The organism is Myxococcales bacterium (assembly GCA_016703425.1).
In the GTDB taxonomy this organism is placed as follows: domain Bacteria; phylum Myxococcota_A; class Polyangia; order Polyangiales; family Polyangiaceae; genus JADJCA01.
The window spans coordinates 306,054-323,862 of sequence record JADJCA010000012.1; the positions used below are offsets into that span (position 1 = coordinate 306,054).

At 68.6% G+C, this 17,809-nt stretch carries 13 protein-coding genes; 8 read left to right on the forward strand and 5 right to left on the reverse strand.

The features are described 5' to 3' along the window. Positions 1–2: 2 nt before the first annotated feature. On the reverse strand, positions 3–2,066 hold the full coding sequence (locus tag IPG50_24155; protein ID MBK6695276.1) for a hypothetical protein: 2,064 nt from the start codon (positions 2,064–2,066) through the stop codon (positions 3–5). 294 nt (positions 2,067–2,360) lie between these two features. Between IPG50_24155 and IPG50_24160 the strand changes: the two genes are divergently transcribed. From IPG50_24160 to IPG50_24170, 3 genes are all read left to right on the forward strand, one after another. Continuing rightward, on the forward strand, positions 2,361–3,011 hold the full coding sequence (locus tag IPG50_24160; protein ID MBK6695277.1) for a GNAT family N-acetyltransferase: 651 nt from the start codon (positions 2,361–2,363) through the stop codon (positions 3,009–3,011). A gap of 169 nt (positions 3,012–3,180) precedes the next feature. Then, positions 3,181–4,521: a carboxypeptidase regulatory-like domain-containing protein gene (locus IPG50_24165; protein ID MBK6695278.1), complete on the forward strand. Its 1,341-nt coding sequence runs from the start codon at positions 3,181–3,183 to the stop codon at positions 4,519–4,521. Between the two features lie 6 nt (positions 4,522–4,527). Beyond that, positions 4,528–5,793 (forward strand): hypothetical protein, encoded by a 1,266-nt coding sequence (locus tag IPG50_24170; protein ID MBK6695279.1) that lies wholly within the window; start codon positions 4,528–4,530, stop codon positions 5,791–5,793. Between the two features lie 27 nt (positions 5,794–5,820). On the opposite strand, the gene IPG50_24175 is transcribed toward IPG50_24170, so the two are convergent. After that, positions 5,821–7,101: a citrate synthase gene (locus tag IPG50_24175; GenBank protein ID MBK6695280.1), complete on the reverse strand. Its 1,281-nt coding sequence runs from the start codon at positions 7,099–7,101 to the stop codon at positions 5,821–5,823. Between the two features lie 60 nt (positions 7,102–7,161). Between IPG50_24175 and IPG50_24180 the strand changes: the two genes are divergently transcribed. From IPG50_24180 to IPG50_24195, 4 genes are all read left to right on the forward strand, one after another. After that, entirely contained in the window at positions 7,162–8,259 is a 1,098-nt protein-coding gene (locus IPG50_24180; protein MBK6695281.1) for a citrate synthase, read from the forward strand. 24 nt (positions 8,260–8,283) lie between these two features. After that, positions 8,284–9,453, forward strand: coding sequence for a DUF2252 family protein (locus IPG50_24185; protein ID MBK6695282.1), 1,170 nt, complete (start codon positions 8,284–8,286; stop codon positions 9,451–9,453). 132 nt (positions 9,454–9,585) lie between these two features. Further along, entirely contained in the window at positions 9,586–11,379 is a 1,794-nt protein-coding gene (locus IPG50_24190; GenBank protein ID MBK6695283.1) for an ABC transporter ATP-binding protein, read from the forward strand. 121 nt (positions 11,380–11,500) lie between these two features. Then, a complete protein-coding gene (locus IPG50_24195; protein MBK6695284.1) occupies positions 11,501–13,267 on the forward strand; it encodes a hypothetical protein in 1,767 nt (588 codons plus the stop codon). 24 nt (positions 13,268–13,291) lie between these two features. Here the strand turns inward: IPG50_24195 and IPG50_24200 are convergent, their stop codons facing one another. From IPG50_24200 to IPG50_24210, 3 genes are all read right to left on the reverse strand, one after another. Next, the gene (locus IPG50_24200; GenBank protein MBK6695285.1) at positions 13,292–14,875 is read right to left on the reverse strand and encodes a hypothetical protein; all 1,584 of its coding nucleotides are present in this window, start codon (positions 14,873–14,875) and stop codon (positions 13,292–13,294) included. A 65-nt stretch (positions 14,876–14,940) separates the two neighbouring features. After that, the gene (locus IPG50_24205; protein ID MBK6695286.1) at positions 14,941–15,570 is read right to left on the reverse strand and encodes a DUF938 domain-containing protein; all 630 of its coding nucleotides are present in this window, start codon (positions 15,568–15,570) and stop codon (positions 14,941–14,943) included. Then, positions 15,567–16,046: a nuclear transport factor 2 family protein gene (locus IPG50_24210; protein ID MBK6695287.1), complete on the reverse strand. Its 480-nt coding sequence runs from the start codon at positions 16,044–16,046 to the stop codon at positions 15,567–15,569. Before IPG50_24210 ends, IPG50_24205 begins: the two co-directional genes overlap by 4 nt. A gap of 57 nt (positions 16,047–16,103) precedes the next feature. On the opposite strand from IPG50_24210, the gene IPG50_24215 reads away from it, so the two are divergent. Then, positions 16,104–17,678, forward strand: a complete 1,575-nt coding sequence (locus IPG50_24215; protein MBK6695288.1) for a YdiU family protein — start codon at positions 16,104–16,106, stop codon at positions 17,676–17,678. Positions 17,679–17,809 lie beyond the last annotated feature (131 nt).

Below are 17,809 nucleotides of genomic sequence, written 5' to 3' on the forward strand. Positions count from 1 at the left end.
CGTTACAGAAACGTCGCGTAGCCGCCGCTCAAGGCGATACCGATGGTCGGGGCCCACTTGCTCGAGAGCGACGGTTGCGCCGCCTGGGGATCGGCCATGCCCACGTAGATGCGGACCTCCGGTGACGCCGCGTAGAGCGGATAGGCGCCGCGGCCGCGCGAGAGCGCGACGCTAAGAGCCTCGATCTCGAAGCCCCAAAAAACGGGCGTCTTCAGCAAGAGCTCGTGCGTGCGTATGCCGCTAAGCAAGACGACGTGGCCGGCGCCGTGACCGCGCGCCAGATCGAGGGGCAACTTGTAGGAGGTGAGAAGCTCGTAGACGATGGGCCATCGAAGCTCCTGATCGAGCATCGTGACGTGCGGGTTGCCGCCCGCTTGGAGGGCGCTGTCGTAGTGGAGCGAGTCGGAGATGCCTGCGTTCAGCTCGACGACGGCGCGGTTGAGTCGGCCCGGGAGGTACGTGCCCCAGCGGTACGAGAGGCCCGCCGCGACGCCGATGGAGGGCGCGAAGAACTCCACCGGCGCGCCCGACGGAACGATGACGCGTGCGTTGGTGTTGGCCAGCAGTTGCACAGCCCACCCGAGATCTTCTTTCGACTCACCCTGCAGCGTGGCCGCGTTCGCCGTGGGCTTCGGCCACTCGGCGAGCAAGGGCCGGAGGAGGCTCGTGCCCACGGTACCGGTACGGAGCGTACGCCCTGGGCCGCACGTCGCAACGTCGTCGTTCCCGTCCACCGGTGCGTGCGGTGCCGGCGCGGCCGACGGGGGCGGCTCGCCGCACGCGTCAATGGCGCCGACGAGGACGCTCTTGTCGAAGAAGGGCGAGGGGGCCTTCTTGCCCACCTCGACGACCGGCGTCGGCTGCGTCGAGCGCAGCAGCACGGTCGCGTCGGCGGCGGCGGCGACGAGCCGTACCGTTCGCGCGGCGCTCGCCCTTAGCTTGCCGCGCGACTCGTGAGCCACGGTCCACCACGGCGTCGGTTCGATCAGCTGACCGAGGCCGAGCTGCTCTCGTTCGCCCAGCGTCGCCACGAACGCCTTGACGGTCTCGGGCTCCAACGCGAGCGCCAGCTGAAACTGCGCCTTCGACATCGCGCGCGACGCGTGCAGTCGATCAGACGCGTCCCGTGAGAGGCCGAGGTACCCATCGCCGGTGGTGAGCCAGCAAGGGGGCAAGCCCAAGAGCTCGGGCTCGCCCAGTGACGTTGCGTCGCAAGGCTCGCGGTTGAGTGCCCGTTCGACCTGCAGGCCGCGCGCGTTGTAGAAATCGTGGCGCCGCCGCTGCCGCTCGTTGCCGATGTTCCAGCCGGCCTCGATGAGGTGACCCGCAGCGAACGCGTCTTCGAAGAAGTGGAGCGCGAAGGCGTGCTCGAGCAGCGCCTCCGTCGGCTGGCCTCGCGACGCGAGCTCAAGTGAGCGAATGTGGTGCGCGAGAAATTGTTCGAGCGCGTTGTCGAGGTTCGCCGCGCCGGCTGAGCGGACGACGTCCTCGAAGCGGCGCGAGGCGTCGACGAAGTGGGCTCGCGTGGCCTGCGCGCGAAGCTCGTAGCCCGGGTCGACGAAGTAGAACGCCACGTCGAGCGCGTGCACGAACGACATGCGCTCGAGCGACGTGTTGGGCAGTTGGTCGAGGGCTTCCTGAAAACGTCCCCACTCGTAGGCGGCTGCCGAGGTGATCTCGATGCCCTTCGAACTTGTCAGGACGGCGCGGAGCTCCCGCGTGCTGTCGGCGTGATCGCCGGCGAGCGCCGGGAGCGCCGCGTAGGGCACGCAGTCGACGCTGCGCCTTACACGGATCATCTTCGTCGTCAGGGGGACGTCGCGAGCGACGCGATCGAAAGGCACGTCGACGGAGTCACAAAGGGCCATGCCTTCGCTGCGGGCCGACGCCACGGCGCGGCGTACGATGGCGCGAAGCTCGGGCGGCAACTCCGCGAGGCCTTCGTGAGCGATGACCGCGTGCTCGGGAAAGTACCAAGCCGCCGCCGTGCCGGGCGCCGTCGAGAGAGCGGCGGCGAGGATGGCCGCGACGCGGGCCCCGCAGCGAGGGAGTGCGCTTGCTTGCAACGCTTGCAACGCAGCCAACATACATGCCGACGAGCTTCCGCGGTCCGATCGTCGGAGTGGCCTGGATCGCGCCTACCTCGCGGCGTCTCCTACGGAATCCACGGTCACCCGCCCGACCGGGGCCATTTGGGCTGTAAAGTTACAGCCAATACGCTTCTGCTGAGGGCACGCCCGATGCTACGGAGGGGGCAGCCCTCGATGTCCCACAATCGGCGATCCTCCCCGCCTGCCGCAGTCGCTCCGTCCGCAAACCACCCTTTTACGTCGCGCTTCTCGCCGGAGCTCGCCCGCATCTTGCGCCGCGGGCGTGACCTGCTTGAGGGGCCCGGCGTCGTCGCCCACGACTTCGTCCTTCTTGAGGGCCAAGGCTCTCGGGTGCCGCGGCCCGATCCCGGCACGCAGGTCGTCGAGCACGACAACCCAGCGGCCGTGGGGCGCGTCTACGCGCGAGCGGAGCGGCAGGCCAACGACGCGCGCAGTGCCGTTCGCCTCCGCCGCGGCTTCCGCTTCTTCGAGCTCTCGGACCTCTCGGGCACGGCCGGCTACGGATGGTTTGGCGCCGGGGAAGAGCGCTACTTCGACGAGCTCGCCCTGCGCTACGCGTTGCCCAAGGACGCGCTCTGGGTCCGCGACGTGTTCGTGGCTCCCTCACGACGCGGTCGTGGCTACTTCGGCGCTCTCCTCGCGCACGTCATTCGCGCCATTCCCGAACGGCCACGTCTCTGGTCCGACGTCGACTGGGACAACGTGCCGTCGCTGCGCGCGCACGTGAACGTCGGCTTCGAGCTTCGCGCTCGCCTCATGGGCGTGACGGTGCGCGATCGGCTCGTCTTTCGAGTTAAACACCAGCCGAATGTCCTCCCCGCCACCGGCTTTCGCGCGGAGCGCCGCGTCGTGTGCCTAACGACGAGCGAGCTGCCGCTTCATCGCGATCTCATCGCGTAGGGTCCGCGGGCACGGGCACGTTTACCGGTGCTCATGGTCGGAGCGAACGCGCGCTGGCTGAGGGCCTACCGCTGTGACCGTGCACCAGGAGTGGAACGACGCCCGATCCCGCGTCGTTGTAAGGGGCGTGTAAGGTGCCCCCAGCTCGGCCCGCGCTAGGGTCCGGCCCATGCGAACCGGTTGGCTCGTCGCTTTTCTCCCGCTCCTCGGTTTCGCGTGCAGCGCCGAGTCTCGCACCGACGCGGCTGTCGCTCCCGATGGTGGCGCCGAAGCGCCGGCCTTCGGTGCCGACGCGTCGGCGGCTGCATGCGAAGGCCTCGAGTGCGCGAAGCCTGCCTGCGCCGATGGCGCGACGACCGCCATCGAGGGCGAGGTCTACGACCCGGCCGGCAAAGCGACGGTCTACAACGTGCGAGTCTACGTGCCCAACGCGGAGCCCGATGCCTTTCCAGAAGGCGTCCAGAGCTGCGATCGATGCGCGGCCCCGCTCACGGGAAAGCCCGTCGCTGTCACGCTCACCGACGAGCGCGGGCACTTTCGCATCGAAGGCGTACCCGCCGGCGAGCGTGTGCCGCTGGTCGCTCAGATCGGGAAGTTCCGTCGCAAGATCGTCGTTCCCCGCGTAGAGCCGTGCAAGACCACGAAGCTCGCCGACGGAGCGCTCTCGCTGCCGCGCACAAGGGGGGAGGGCGACTTGCCCCGCATCGCCGTCGTGACCGGCGGCTACGACGAGCTCGGGTGCGTGCTCCGTCGCATCGGCTTGGACGACGCCGAGTTTGGCCCTCCCGGAAGCAAGGCGAGCGTGCACGTCTACAAGGGACAAGGTGGCGGCGGCGTCACCGGCGGCACGGCGAAGAGCGCTAGCGAACTTTGGAGCGACGTCGACACGCTGAAGCAGTACGACGCCGTGCTCCTCGCGTGCGAAGGGGACGAGGCAGAGGCCGACAAAACCCCGGCGGCGAAGAAGGCGCTCTACGACTATGTGGCGGCCGGCGGTCGCGTCTTCGCGACGCACTACCACTACACGTGGATCAAGGGCAGCCCCGAAGCCGACGTGCGCGGCGTGGCGTCTTGGAACCCGCCAGCGTCGGCTTACGGCACGGAAGACGATCTCGTCGACACCTCGTTCCCGAAGGGGGCTGCCATGGCGGCCTGGCTCAAGGAGAACGGCGCGTCGAAGACGGCCGGCAGCATTGCCATCGAAAACCCCGCGCGCAACGTGGCGAAGGTCACGCCCGAGGTGGCGCAACGATGGATCTACGCGAGCGACGAGCAGGTGCGTTACTTCAGCTTCAACGTGCCCGTCGGCGCGCCCGCAGCGCAGCAATGCGGGCGCGTCGCGTTCACGGACATCCATTCGCGTGAGCGGCTCGGCGCCTTCACGCTGCCGGGAGGTTGCGATCCTTCTGACATGACGCCGCAAGAACGCGCCCTCGAGTTCTTGCTCTTCGATCTCTCGGCTTGCGTGCAGCCCGACGCCGACAAGCCCGCGCCGCCGCCCATCAAGTAGCCGACCATGAAAACATCGTTCATCACACGTTCGCTTGCGGCCTCGCTCTTGAGCCTTGCGTGCGCGCAGGGCTGCGGCAGTGGTGAACGCCCCGCCGCGAGCTCGGTGGACGGGGGTGCCCCCGTCGTGGTGGAGACACCCGGGATCAGCTCCGCCATGGGCGCCGTCGCCACGCTTAAGGGGCGCGTGCTCGCGCCCGATGGCAAGACGCCGGTCGCCGGCGCTCTCGTGGCGCTCATGCGAACGGCGCCCGAGGCACCGAAAGAGGGGCTTCGCTGCGAGACGTGCGTTCCCCTCTCGAAGGACACTCCCCACGCGACCTCGAACGCCGACGGCACCTTCGAGCTCAAGACGTCGACCGAGGGCGCGTTCACCTTCGTCGTGCAAAAGGGAACCTTCCGCCGCGCCCGCGCCCTCGATGTCGTCTCCGGCGACCAAGAGGTGCCCGCGCTGCTGGCCACGCTTCCATCGAAGACCGATCTGCCCAAAGGAGACGTCATCCCGAAGATGGCCGTCGTGAAGGGGGAGTGGGATCCCATCGAGCGAACGCTCGCGAAGCTGGGCCTCGGGAAGCTGGTCAAGGGCGAGGCCGACCCAAGCTCGCTCCCCTTCGACGTCTACGACGATCCGTCGCCCACGGGACCGCGGAGCGGCGCGCGTCTCTTGGCCGACGAGTCGCTCCTCGCGGCCTATGAGATCGTCCTTTTGCCCTGCTCCGGCAGCTCCGGCACCACGTGCGACGACAAGCGCGCCATGGACCCGCTCGTGCAAAAGGCCCTTCGCGGCTTCGTCGAAGGCGGCGGTCGTCTCTACGTGACGGACTACTCCTACGAGTTCGTGCGCCAGCTGTGGCCTGGGGCCGTTTCGTTTCGTGGGGAGACGAAGGACGTCGGCTCGGCTTGTGAGAAGGTCGCCTACGACGCCACCGGCGCCGTCAACGACGAGGGCCTATCGGGCTGGCTGTCGGCCATCGGGCATTCATCGGTCACGCTCAAGGCGAGCTGGACCACCATCGACAGCGTGCACGAGGTCGACGCGACCGACGCCAACGGTCAACCGGCCAAGATTCCCACGCGCGTCTGGATGAGCGCGAACAAGAGTGACGGGGCCCACCCCGCCACCGTGAGCTTCGAGCGCGGCTGTGGGCGCGTCCTCTTCAGCACGTACCACACGGCCGGCGAGCCGCTCGCTCCGCTGATGCCGCAAGAGAAGGCGCTCCTCTACGTGCTGCTCGAGATGGGCGTCTGCATCGACACGAGCGTGCCGAAGTAGGGCGACGTCGCCTCACCTCGAAGCCGGTCAGTCGGTGACCGGCGGCACGCCGACGTAACGAGCCCGCGGCCGCAGCACGAAGCCGGCCTTGCGCTGCTCGAGGGCGTGCGCCACCCAGCCTGCCGTGCGCCCCAGGACAAAGATCAGGGACGCCGAGCCGGAAGGGGCGCCGATGCTCTCGCAGGCGAGCACGAGGGCGAGGTCCACGTTGGGGTGATGCTTGCGTGCCCTCATGTGAGCGACGAGCGCCCGAAGGACACGCGCCGAGTCGGACGGTCCCTTGGGAGCCGCGCGCGCGCGCTCAAGCGCGAGGAGCGGGGGTGCCCGCGGATCGCCGCCCGGGTAGAGCGGATGATCGAAGCCGAAGACTTGCTCGCCGCGGGACAAGCGCTCCAGAGCGACGCGCGGCACGTTTCGTGGGTCGCCGATGGCCTCGGCGAGGGCGTAGACGCGGTCGGCTGCCGCACCGTGTTCGGGTCCTGCCGCCGTGGCCAGCGCCGCCACGAGCGTAGAGTAGAGGTCGGCGCCGGTGGATGCGGCCACCCGCGCAGCGAAGCTCGAGGCGTTGAGCTCGTGGTCGGCCACGAGGACCAGCATAAGATCGAGTGCGCCGTGTACCGCCGGCGTCGGGCGAAGGCCGAGCCCCGCCGCGAGGCGGCCCGCGAACGTCGGCGCGTCGCTCTCGCGGCCGAGGCTCGCCAGCGCCATGAGGAGCTTGCGGGCCCGAGCCCAATCGTCGACTTCGGTGCCGTGGACCCGAGCGTCATCGGCGAGCGCCGCGCGGGCCATCGTCTTCCAGAGCGTCGGGAATCGCTCGAGCGCGCCCAGCGACGCCGTGGGGAGCGCGACCGCCCGCTCCGCGCTGCGGCCGGCTGCCAGCTTGGACCGGCGCCGCGGCGACTCCCACCGCGGTGACTCGGCGGGAAGGACACCGGTCCACAAGAGCTCGGCGCAGCGTTCGAAGGAGGTGCCGCGCGCCGCGAGATCAACGGCGGCGTAGCCGCGGTAGATCGGCCCGTTGAGACCGATGGCGGTGATCGCCGAGTCGAGCACCGGCTCACCCCACCTTAGTGCACCGGCGGCGACGGCCGCGTGGCCGGCGCGAGCCGTGCTCCGGGCGCGAAGCCGCTCCACTTCGCTCGTCGCGTACCGGCTGCCCTTGCTGCGCGCCTCGCCGTGGCTCACCAAGAGCCCTCGGCTCACGTACGCGTAGAGCGTCTCCTTGCGGACACCCAGCAAGCGCGCGGCGGCGGACGCCGAGAGGAAGGCTTCATGGATGGTTGAATCAACATTGATTCGTCGCGCCATGGCCCCAGCATAGGAGGCGTGGAGGCGCACATGCACGAAGACGCAAGACAAGACGGACGCGTGGCGGAAGGACTCGAGGGAATCGTCGTGACGAAAACGCGCACATCGCACGTCGATGGCACCGGCGGTCGGCTCGTCGTGGCGGGGCGCGACATCGAGGCGTTGGCCCGCGAGGCCACCTTCGAGGAGGCCGTTTGCGCCTTGTGGTCCACCGTGGGCCTCCCGGTGGAGGGCAGGGAAGCGCTCCGCGCGGAGGTCGCCGAGGGGCGCGCGCAGGCCTTTCCGCTGTTCGTGAGCGACGCGAGCGAGGTGCCTCGGGACGCCATGGACGCGCTCCGCGCGGGGTTGGCGCGGCTACCGGAGGCGTTCACGGTGCGGCCCGCTTGGCTCGTCGGGGCCGTCGGCGCCCTCGCGGCGCTGCACGCGCGCCGCGTGAGCGGTCAAGAGCCCATTGCACCACGAAGGGGAGCCGATCACGCGACGGACCTGCTTTCCATGGCCGGCCTCCCCGATGACGCGGCGTCCGCGAAGGCGCTCGGCGCGTACCTCGTCACGGTGATGGACCACGGCCTCAACGCGTCGACCTTCGCTGCGCGCGTCGTCGCCTCCACCGGGAGCGATCTCGTCTCGGCGGTCGTGGCCGGCGTGGGCGCCCTCAAGGGGCCGCTCCACGGCGGAGCGCCGGGCCCCGTCCTCGACATGCTCGACGCCATCGGCGTGCCGGAGCGAGCCCTCGCCTGGCTCACCGGCGAGCTTGAGGCGAAGCGTCGCATCATGGGCATGGGCCATCGCATCTACCGCGTGCGCGATCCGCGCGCCGCGGTGCTCGAAGAAGCGCTCGCGGTGCTCGAAGGGGCGCGCGGCGACCCGCGCGCTGTCGGGCGTCTTGCCTTGGCGCGGGCCGTCGAGAAGGTCGCCAAGAGCGCCCTTGGCGCGCGCTACCCCGATCGTCCGCTGGCCGCGAACGTCGAGTTCTATACGGCCGTCTTGCTCGACGCGTTGAGTCTGCCGCGGACCGAGTTCTCCGCCATGTTTGCCGCCGGTCGCGTCGCCGGGTGGTGCGCGCACGTGGCCGAGCAGCGAAAGACCGGTCGACTCCTTCGGCCCGATTCAACGTACATCGGCGCGTGGCCGAGCGAGCTTGCCCGAGAGGCGTGAACCGAACCGAGGTACGCTCGCCGCGTGCTCTTGGCCCAAGACCTCGCGCGCCGTCAGCTCGAGCGCGACCGCGCGCGGTCGCGTCGCTTCCCGTTCCTCGGCGATCGCAAGCTTGAGCGCATGGCGCGTTCGCCGCTCGCGTACCTGCGCGGCGCCGCGCCGCTCTTCTACGAAGCGCTCGCCGAGATGCCGTCCTTGGCGGAAGGACCGAAGGGTCGCGGCACGATCGTCGGTGACATGCACATCGAGAACTTCGGCGCGTACCGCGACGAGCGCGACGCCGTGGCCTTCGACTTGAACGACTTCGACGAGGCGGTTTCGGGGCCTCACCACCTCGACGTGCTCAGGCTCGTGACGAGCCTCGTGTTGGCGGGGCGCACGATGGGGTTTGATGGACGCGTGGCGCTTTCGCTCGCGCGAGGGCTCGCCCAGGAGTATTCGGCCGTGGCCGTGGAAGGTGGACCCGTGAGCAAGCTGCCCTTGCCGGTGGAACGCCTCATCTCGAAGGTGAAGACGCGCACCAAGCGCGCGCTGCTCGACGCGCGCACGGCGCGAACCGCGAGCGGTCGGCGCTTCTTGCGCGGTGAGCGTTACGTGGAACTCGACGCTCGCATGGCCAAACGCGCGCGGAAGGCCTTCCGCGAGGCCACGCAAGATTGGCCCGGCGGCGAGGCCGCTTACGAGGTCGTCGATCAGGCCTTTCGCGTTGCCGGGACAGGCAGCCTCGGCCTCCTTCGCGTCGCGATCCTCGCGCGCGGCAAGGGCGGTGTCGATGACGCCTGGATCTTCGACATGAAGGAGCAGGGGGTGCCCTCGGCGACGCTGCTCCTTGGCAAGAGGTCCGCCGGCAAGGGCGAGCCGGCGGCGCGCGTGGCGGCGGCGGCGCGCGCAAGCCTCAGGAGTCCACCGCGGCAGATCGCTACGACGACGCTCGATGGCACGTCGATGTTCGTGCGCCGCCTCTCGCCCCAGGAAGACAAGCTCGACCTCCGCCGCATCGAGGCGCCGGACCTCGCGCCCTTGGCGCGGCACCTTGGCGGCCTCCTCGGCCGCGCCCACGCCCGCGGCAAGGAGCGCCGCCTCGTGCCGTGGAAGGCGCAAGACATCGAGGATCTCCTCGATCGCGCGAGCTTTCTCTCGGGCCTCCACGAGGCCGCCTACCTGGCCATGTGCCGTGAGCTCAACCGGCCCTAGAGACGTTCCGCGGGGCGTTCGTAGGCAAGAACCCGCGCAAGAAGGATTCGATTGAGCTGGCTTGATTCGCTGAGGCACAACTTCTCTCACACGCCGCGCACCTTGCGCTTCGTGTTTCGGTCAGCGCCCCGCATGACGTTCGTGCTCTTCGCGCTGACGGGCCTCGGCGCGGCGCTACCGCTCGGTATCGCGTGGGCCGGCAAGGGCATCGTTGACGCCGTCGTGGCGAAGAGCGCCGCCGGGACGGCGCGCTTCATAGGTATCGAGCTCGCCTTCGTCGCGGCGTTGGCCTTGAGCTCGCAGGGCATGTCGCTCCTCCGTTCGACGCTCGGCGCGCGTCTGAGCCTCGACGTGAACCTCGCCATCTTGGACAAGGCGCTCACCCTCGAGCTTCGCCACTTCGAAGATCCCGAGCTCTACGATCGCCTCACGCGGGCGCGGCGCGAGGCGTCGGTGCGTCCGCTCTCGCTGGTCATGAAGGTGTTCCAGCTCGCGCAGAGCGTCCTAACGCTAGCCGGCTACGTCTTCTTTCTCGTGCACTTCAGCGCCTGGGCCGTCCTCGTGCTCCTCGTTGCGGCGGTGCCTGCGGCCGTCGCCGAGTTGAAGTTCTCCGCACAAGCGTTTCGGCTCCGCAACTGGCGCTCGCCGGAGGCGCGTCGGCTCATGTACCTCGAATACGCGCTCGCCAACGACGCTCATGCCAAAGAGGTGAAGCTGTTCGGCCTCGGGCCGCTGCTCTTCGGTCGCTACAAGACGCTCGGCGAGTCGTTCTATGAGGAAGACAAGCGCCTTGGCTGGCGACGCGCCGCTTGGGCTTACGTGTTGTCGCTCCTCGCCACGGGGGCCTTCTACGGCGCCTACGCGGCCATGGCGACGGGCGCGGCGCTCGGCAAGATGACGCTCGGCGAGATGACGCTCTACATGGTGGCGTTTCGGCAGGGGCAGCAGTCGTTCCAGTCGGTGCTCGGCGCATTCGGAGGCATGGTCGAGGACAACCTCTACATGTCGAACCTCTTCTCGTACCTCGAGATGCCGAGCCAGACGTCGAACCAAACCGGGCAAACGCCAGCGTTGCCGGAAGGCGCGCGTCCCGCCGATGCGACCGAGCGCGGCATTCGCTTCGAAAGCGTGGGCTTTCGCTACCCCGGGCGCGACGAACCGGCCTTGGCCGACGTGAACCTCTTCGTGCCGGCGGGCCAGAGCTTGGCGCTCGTCGGGCAAAATGGCGCCGGCAAGACGACGTTCATCAAGCTCCTGACGAGGCTCTACACGCCGACGGAAGGACGCATCCTCCTCGATGGTCGTGATCTTCGCGATTGGGACGAAGACGAGCTCCGGCAGCGCATCGGCGTCATCTTTCAAGACTTCAACCAATACCAATTCACGGTCCGCGAAAACGTCGGCTTCGGAAGCGTGGGGCAGCTCGACGACGATGGTCAGATTCAGAGAGCCATCGACAGTGGCGGCGCCGACGAGGTCGTGTCGTCGCTCAAAGAGGGCCTCGCGACGGGGCTTGGTCGTTGGTTCAAAGGCGGCGTCGAGCTCTCCGGTGGCCAATGGCAGAAGATCGCGCTCGCGCGCGCGTTCATGCGCGAGAAGGCCGACATTTTAGTCCTCGACGAGCCAACGGCGGCGCTCGACGCGGAAGCCGAGCATGGCATCTTCGAGCGCTTCCGCGCCCTCACCAAGGGCCGCACGAGCATCCTCATCTCGCACCGGTTTCCCACCGTGAAGATGGCCGATCGCATCGTCGTCATTGAGCGTGGTCACGTCCTCGAGATGGGCACGCACGAGGAGTTGGTCCGCAAGGGAGGACGGTACGCGACGCTGTATCGACTCCAGGCGGCCGGCTACGCGGATGCGGCCTTGGAGCCAACGCCGCGAAGTGAAGGCGCTGCGCCGGTGCAGGCGCCGCCGCACGGCTGAGCCGCGCGACCTTTTGCACCGCTTCGAATGGACTCCGCGGGATCCACGGGCGCCACGCCCCGCGCAGAAAGCGCCCGCGTAGGCCGGTGGTCGCTGGCCTGCGCTTTGCTTCAGGCGCCCCATGCGCTCTGCCCCGATCGCAGCCGCGCTCCTGCTTGTCGCCTGCGGCGCTGCACGAGCGCCCGAAGCGTCCGACGACGACGAAGCAACGCTCACGTCCTTTCACGGCGTGTCCGTCGAAGTGGACCGCTCGATGCCGGAGGTCGATGCCATCGGCTACGAGCTTGATCTCGCCGTCACCGACTCGACGCCGGGTCGCGAAGCCTATCGGGCCACGAGCGTGGGCAAGTTCGTGGCCACCAAGTCGCTCGGCGCGGTGACGCTCGATTTCGACGGCAATGCCATCGAGTCGGTCCGCGTCGCGATGGGGGCCGGTGGCCTCGCCCCCGCGCCGCACGCGAGGCGTGGCGCGCTCCTCGACGTGACGTTGCCACGAGCCGCGCGCTCGGGGACCGCCATCTCGGTGGAGATCACCTACAAGGGGTCGTTCGCGCAAGCGGATGGAGCGAACCCCGACGACTTCGCCGCTTTCGGCGGCCTCATGGTGAAGCAGTCGAACACTGAAGGTCGACGCATCTTCGCGAGCCTCGGCTGGCCGAGCAAGACGCGGCGCTTCATGCCGCTCCGCGATCACCCGCGCGACGGCGCCATGGTGACCATGCGGCTCGCGTTCCCGGCCGCGTTCACTGTGCTCGCGAACGGTGAGCGAAAGAACGTCGAGACCACCGGCGACCTGCGAACGTGGCAGTTCGAGGCGCTCACGCCCATGCCGCCCTACGACTTTCACATCGCGGCCTACGATCGCTGGGTCGAGCGTCACGACGACGCTGCGTCGGGCGTACGGGTCACGTCTCAGATGTACGGGCGCGACGAGCAAGCGGGGCGCACCGTGACGGGCGACCTGCCGCGCGCGCTCAATCACATGGAGGGGGTGTACGGACCCTACCGATTTGGCAAGACGGCGAGCTTCATCGAGGTGCCCATCTTTGGCGGCGGCATGGAGCACGCGTCCGTCGTGTCGCTCGACGAGACGCTGTTCTCGGCCCCGCGCGACGCGCGCGAGACGGCTTTTCACGAGCTCGCCCATCACTGGAGCGGCAACCTCGTTCGCATCCGCACCTGGAACGACTTCTGGCTCAGCGAAGGCTTCACCGATTACCTGACGACACGCATCGTGAACCAGCTCGATGGCAGAGTCGCTGCCGCGAAGCTGCGCGCGGAGCATCTGTCGGAGGCCCTCGCCGAGGACGCCGCCCATCCCTTGCGTCCCGGTGGCCGTGACGCGGCGAGCGCCGAGGTCGATGTGCTCACGATCTTCGACTCGGTTTCCTACAAGAAGGGCGCGCGCACCCTGCGGATGCTCGAGTCGATTGTGGGCGAAGCGGAGCTTTCGGCGTTTCTTGCCAAGTGGTTCGCGCGGCACGCCTTCTCCGCCGTCACGACGATGGACTTCGAGGCGGAGCTCTCGCGGGAAACGGGCAAGGATCTGAAGTCGTTCTTCGACGCCTTCGTCTACAAGACTGGCGTGCCCACCGTTGACGTCACGCTGGGCGCGAACGCGGGCGGTGAGCAAGAGCTCATCGTGACGCAGAGCGACACCGACGCCGCGTTTCCTTTGGAGGTCGCGCTCTCGGGCGCCTCGAATGAAACGTTGCGCGTCATCGTGCCGGTCCGCGGCGCGCGAACCTCGCATCGCGTGGTGGTGCCTTTCGCGCCGACGCGCATCGTCGCCGACCCCGACGACTACCTCTACGGTCTCACGCGCTGCAGCGGTGTGCAGTCCTGCAAGAGTCAAACGCGCTGCGTCCGCGAGCTGTGTCAGCCCTGAGTGCGCGCGGAGTCCTCGCCCGCGTCAGTCGCTGCCACCGCAGCCGGTGCCGTCGTAACAAAGACCGCCGCAGCCGTCGTCGACATAGCCGCAGGTGCCCTGGCCGTAGCAGTTGATCGGCGTGCAGCCGCATGCGTTGGGGTTGCCTGCGCCGTTGCAGGTGTTGGGTGCGACGCACGTGTTGGGGCAGGCAACCGCGTTGTCGCAGTTGTCGGTGCCAGCGCCGCAGGCGCCGCAGTTGTTGCTCGTGACGGTGCAGCCGCAAGCGTTGGGCCCGGCAGCACCGCCGCCGCACGTTGTCTTGCCGGGGCACGCAGGCTTGATGAGGGTGCAGTTCACGGACTGGCCGCAGTTGTTGGTGGCCGGCCCGCATGCCTTGCCTGCGCAGGTGACGTCCCCCGACTCCGGTACGCAGGTGCAGACCTTGGGCGTCCCGAGGCAGGCGTTGGAGGCGCCGCAGGCGCTGCAACTCGCCGCTTCGCAACCGTTGTTGACGTCGGTCGGCACGCATTTTTGGTTGCAGTTCTTCGTGCCCGCGGGGCACGCCCCAACCTCGCACGTTGTGCCGTTGCAGATGAGCGTGGCGCCAGGGCCCGGTGAAGGGCAGGCGCTGCTCGCGCATCCCGCCGGTGAGCAGCCGTAGGTGGGATCGGTGACGCTGACGCACTTGCCGCCGCAAGGCTTGTAGCCATTGTTGCAGGCGATGGCGCAGGCGCCGGCGCTGCACGATGGGGTGCCGTTGCCGCTCTCGCACGGCGTGCATGCAGCGGCGTCGCAGCCGTGCGCAGGGTCCGTTGGGACGCATGCCTCGCCACACTTCTTGAAGCCGGGTTTGCACGTCAAAAGCGCGCAGACGCCCGCCGCGCAGGCGTAGTTTCCGAAGTCGATGCCGGCGCACGGGCTGCAGCTTGAGCGGTTGCATCCGTAGGCAGGCTCGGCGGCGCTGACGCATGCGCCGTTGCAGAGCTTCTCGCTTTGACCGCACAAGAGGCCGCCGTCCGGGAGGACGACGACCGATCCGCCGCCGTCGCTGCCGGGGCCGCCGGGAGAGACTGTGATGCCGCCGGGGCGAGCGTCGAGGGTGGACTCGTCGCAAGCCGCGCCCAGGCACTGGGAGGGGTCTTCGACCTTTGCCGAGCGGCACTCGCCGCGCACGCACGTCGAGAGCCCGTCGCAGCCATGGTCTTTGCATTCTGCACGCAAGTCGATGGGAAGCTCGATCTCCTTGCCCGGCGCGAAGCGGAGAGTGCGACGCGCGACGATGCATCCGGCGAAGCTCGTCGCGGCGCTGCATTCGGCGACGGGGCGGTCGACGCCGGCGACCACGCGGATCGTGATCTTCGCGTCGGTGGCGCCCGTTGGGACAACCACGAGCGTGCCAATGCTTACGTCGGAAGGCGTCGCCTCGCAGCGGTCCGTCGTCGTTGAGGGGCCCTCGAGGCCGCCGGCCGCGGTGACCATGATGGAGACGCCGCGCAGCGACTGGCACGGCACCGTCGCCCTGGTGACGACGGCGATGCTCGTGGGCCCGTCGCAGGCCATGACCCAGGCGAACGTCGAGAGCAACGCCGCCGGCAAGAGGTGCTTCGCCAAGGGGCGCACAGCCATTGGCTCAGCTTACGATGCTTCGCCGCGGGCGCCCGCTTTTGGCGCGGGCGCTCTTGGCGCCGATGTCACACATCACGGGTCGGCAGGGCGTCTCCGCGTGCCAGCACCAGCGTCAGGTTGTTGGCCGGCATCGCCACCTCGTCTTGGAGCTGGAATCCGTGCCGTGCCGCTTGCTCCAACACGGCCTCAAGATCGCGGACGCCCCACCGCGAATCGCGGCTCCGAAGGTCGGCGTCGAAGCGCTCGTTGCTCGCGGCAGTGTGTTCTCCGCGCTTCTTGTAGGGGCCGTAGAGGACCACCGGCCCGTGCGCCGCCAGGACTGCGGCCGCACCCTGGAACAACGCTTCGCGCGCGCTCCACGGCGCGATGTGGAGCATGTTCGCGCAAAGGAGCGCTTCCGCCGGGGCGACGGGCCAGGGAAGCATGTGCACGTCGAGTCGCCGTGCGGGCAGCACGCGCGACGAACCCGCGTGCTGCCGCCAGGCGTCGATGCTGGCGACCGCGTCATCCGACGGGTCCGTCGGCTGCCAGCATTCGACGGGCAGGTGCTCGGCAAAGTAGAGGGCGTGTTCGCCGCTGCCGCTCGCGATCTCGAGGACGCGAGCGCCTTCGCGGATGACTTGGCGCAAGACCGCGAGGATCGGCTCCCGGTTGCGCGTCGTCGCGGGGGAGAACCGGCGAGCGTCGGCGGTCATGACGTCTGCCGGCGCTTCTCGCGAAACGTCGCGAGACCCTTGGCCGCGACCCCTTGAACCTTCTTCCGCAGAAAGCCCGACCAGCCGAGGAGCTTGCCGGAGAGACCGAGCGCTTGGCCGGACCACCGCCAGAAGTCGAAGGCGTCGACCTGTTTTTGAATCTTGCCGCCCACGATGGTTTGGCTCGACGTGACGATGTTCTCAACCTTGCGGCCCGTGCCGCTAAACGTATAGCGAGCGACCCAGCGCGTTTGCACCACTGCGCCGTTCTCGCCGAGGACCTCGAAGGTGATGGCGAGGTCTTTGGAGCGACTGAGGAGCATGGACCACATGTCGCGGACGCCTTGGGCGTCGAGATCGGGGAACGCCGGATCGGAGAACGTGGCGTCGTCTCGGTAGAGCGAGCCCATGGTTTCAGCGTCGCGCCGTGCGAAGGCTTCGAAGAACTGGGTAGCGATCTCGCGCGGCTCGGTCATGGCTTCCTCGTGGCCCGCGTTGTCCCGGCGGGCACGGGCGAGTATGGCATAGGCGCGATGTTCGGCTTCACCTTCCACAACCGGTTCATCGATGAGCTGCCCGGGGACTCTACCGAGTCGCTCGAGCCGCGTGCCGTTGAAGGTGCCGTTTGGTCGAAGGTCGCGCCCACACCGGTCGCGGCGCCGAAGCTCCTCATCTGCGCCGATGACCTCGCGGCCGAGCTCGGCCTCTCGCCCGAGCTCGTTCAGAGCCATGAGTTCGCCGAGACCTTCGCGGGCAATCGCCCCCTTGAGGGCATGTCGCCGTACGCCGCGTGTTACGGAGGCCATCAGTTCGGTCATTGGGCGGGCCAGCTCGGCGACGGGCGTGCGATGACCATCGCCGAGGTCGTGCAGAAGGGGCCCGATGGCCTCGACCGACGCTACGAGCTGCAGTTGAAGGGGGCCGGTCCGACGCCCTACTCGCGCCGCGCCGATGGGCGTGCCGTGCTCCGCTCGTCGGTGCGTGAGTTTCTCTGCAGCGAGGCGATGTTCCACCTCGGCGTGCCGACGACGCGAGCCCTCTGCCTCGTCCGCACCGGCGATCAGGTTCTGCGCGACATGTTCTACGACGGCCGTGCGAAACACGAACCGGGGGCGATCGTGTGCCGTGTGGCGCCGTCGTTCATTCGTTTTGGGAGCTTCGAGCTCCCAAGTCGCCGCGGCGACAAGACGCTCCTCGAGAAGCTCGTCGACTTCACCGTCGAGCGTGACTTCGGCTTCCGCGGCGGCTCGCCGCAAGAGCGTCGCGAGCGATGGTTCGCCGAGGTGTGCGAGCGCACGGCGCGGATGGTGGCTCACTGGATGCGCGTGGGCTTCGTGCACGGCGTCATGAACACCGACAACATGTCCGTCTTGGGGCTCACGCTCGACTACGGCCCGTACGGCTGGCTCGACAACTTCGACCCCAACTGGACCCCCAACACCACGGACGCCCAGGGGCGCCGCTACCGCTTTGCGGCGCAACCCTCCGTGGCGCACTGGAACCTCGCACGCCTGGCCGAAGCGCTCTTGCCAGTATTTTCGTCGGCGGCGCCGCTGGAAGCGGGGCTCGAACGCTACGTCTCGACCTACAACGAGGCCTTCAGCCGAACGATGGCGCACAAGTTCGGCTTCTCGAAGGACATGCCGGAGCATGAGGGCGTCATCCAAGGCGGTCTCAAGCTCCTCGAAGCCGCCGAGGTCGACATGACGCTGTTCTTTCGTCGCCTCGCCGAGGTTGACGCGCACGCGCCGTCTTTCGAACCGCTCGAGGAGGCGTTCTACAGTCGCGAGCTGCGCGTGCACCTCGACGCTGACCTGCGCCTCTGGCTGGACGGCTACGCGGCGCGCCTCCGCGAGGCGGAGGACTGCGACCAAGATGGACGCCGCGCGCGCATGAACGCGGTCAACCCTCGCTTCGTCATGCGGAACTACCTCGCCCAAGAGGCCATCGACCTCGCCGAAGCCGGCGATCTGTCACGACTCCACGAGCTCTACGCAGCGCTGCGAAGCCCTTACGTCGACGACGCTGCGAGCGCGGCCTTCATCAAGCGGCGACCCGACTGGGCCAAGGCGCGCGCCGGCTGCTCCATGTTGTCGTGCAGCTCGTAGGACGGACCGCGCCCTTGACAGGCGCCAAGTCCGAATCAAACTAGGGCGAACCACGAGAGGTGACCGGCTACTAGACCCACGACCCACAAGCTCAACCTTGACGCTCCTCGCTCGACCTATCTTGGGTCGCG

What these genes read in the sequence shown, in the direction of transcription:
- IPG50_24165 (MBK6695278.1), top strand. Translation starts at nt 3,181, where the DNA reads ATGCGAACCGGTTGGCTCGTCGCTTTTCTCCCGCTCCTCGGTTTCGCG.
- IPG50_24170 (MBK6695279.1), top strand. Translation starts at nt 4,528, where the DNA reads ATGAAAACATCGTTCATCACACGTTCGCTTGCGGCCTCGCTCTTGAGC.
- IPG50_24175 (MBK6695280.1), bottom strand. Translation starts at nt 7,101, where the DNA reads ATGGCGCGACGAATCAATGTTGATTCAACCATCCATGAAGCCTTCCTC.
- IPG50_24190 (MBK6695283.1), top strand. Translation starts at nt 9,586, where the DNA reads ATGACGTTCGTGCTCTTCGCGCTGACGGGCCTCGGCGCGGCGCTACCG.
- IPG50_24195 (MBK6695284.1), top strand. Translation starts at nt 11,501, where the DNA reads ATGCGCTCTGCCCCGATCGCAGCCGCGCTCCTGCTTGTCGCCTGCGGC.
- IPG50_24200 (MBK6695285.1), bottom strand. Translation starts at nt 14,875, where the DNA reads ATGGCTGTGCGCCCCTTGGCGAAGCACCTCTTGCCGGCGGCGTTGCTC.
- IPG50_24205 (MBK6695286.1), bottom strand. Translation starts at nt 15,570, where the DNA reads ATGACCGCCGACGCTCGCCGGTTCTCCCCCGCGACGACGCGCAACCGG.
- IPG50_24210 (MBK6695287.1), bottom strand. Translation starts at nt 16,046, where the DNA reads ATGACCGAGCCGCGCGAGATCGCTACCCAGTTCTTCGAAGCCTTCGCA.
- IPG50_24215 (MBK6695288.1), top strand. Translation starts at nt 16,104, where the DNA reads ATGTTCGGCTTCACCTTCCACAACCGGTTCATCGATGAGCTGCCCGGG.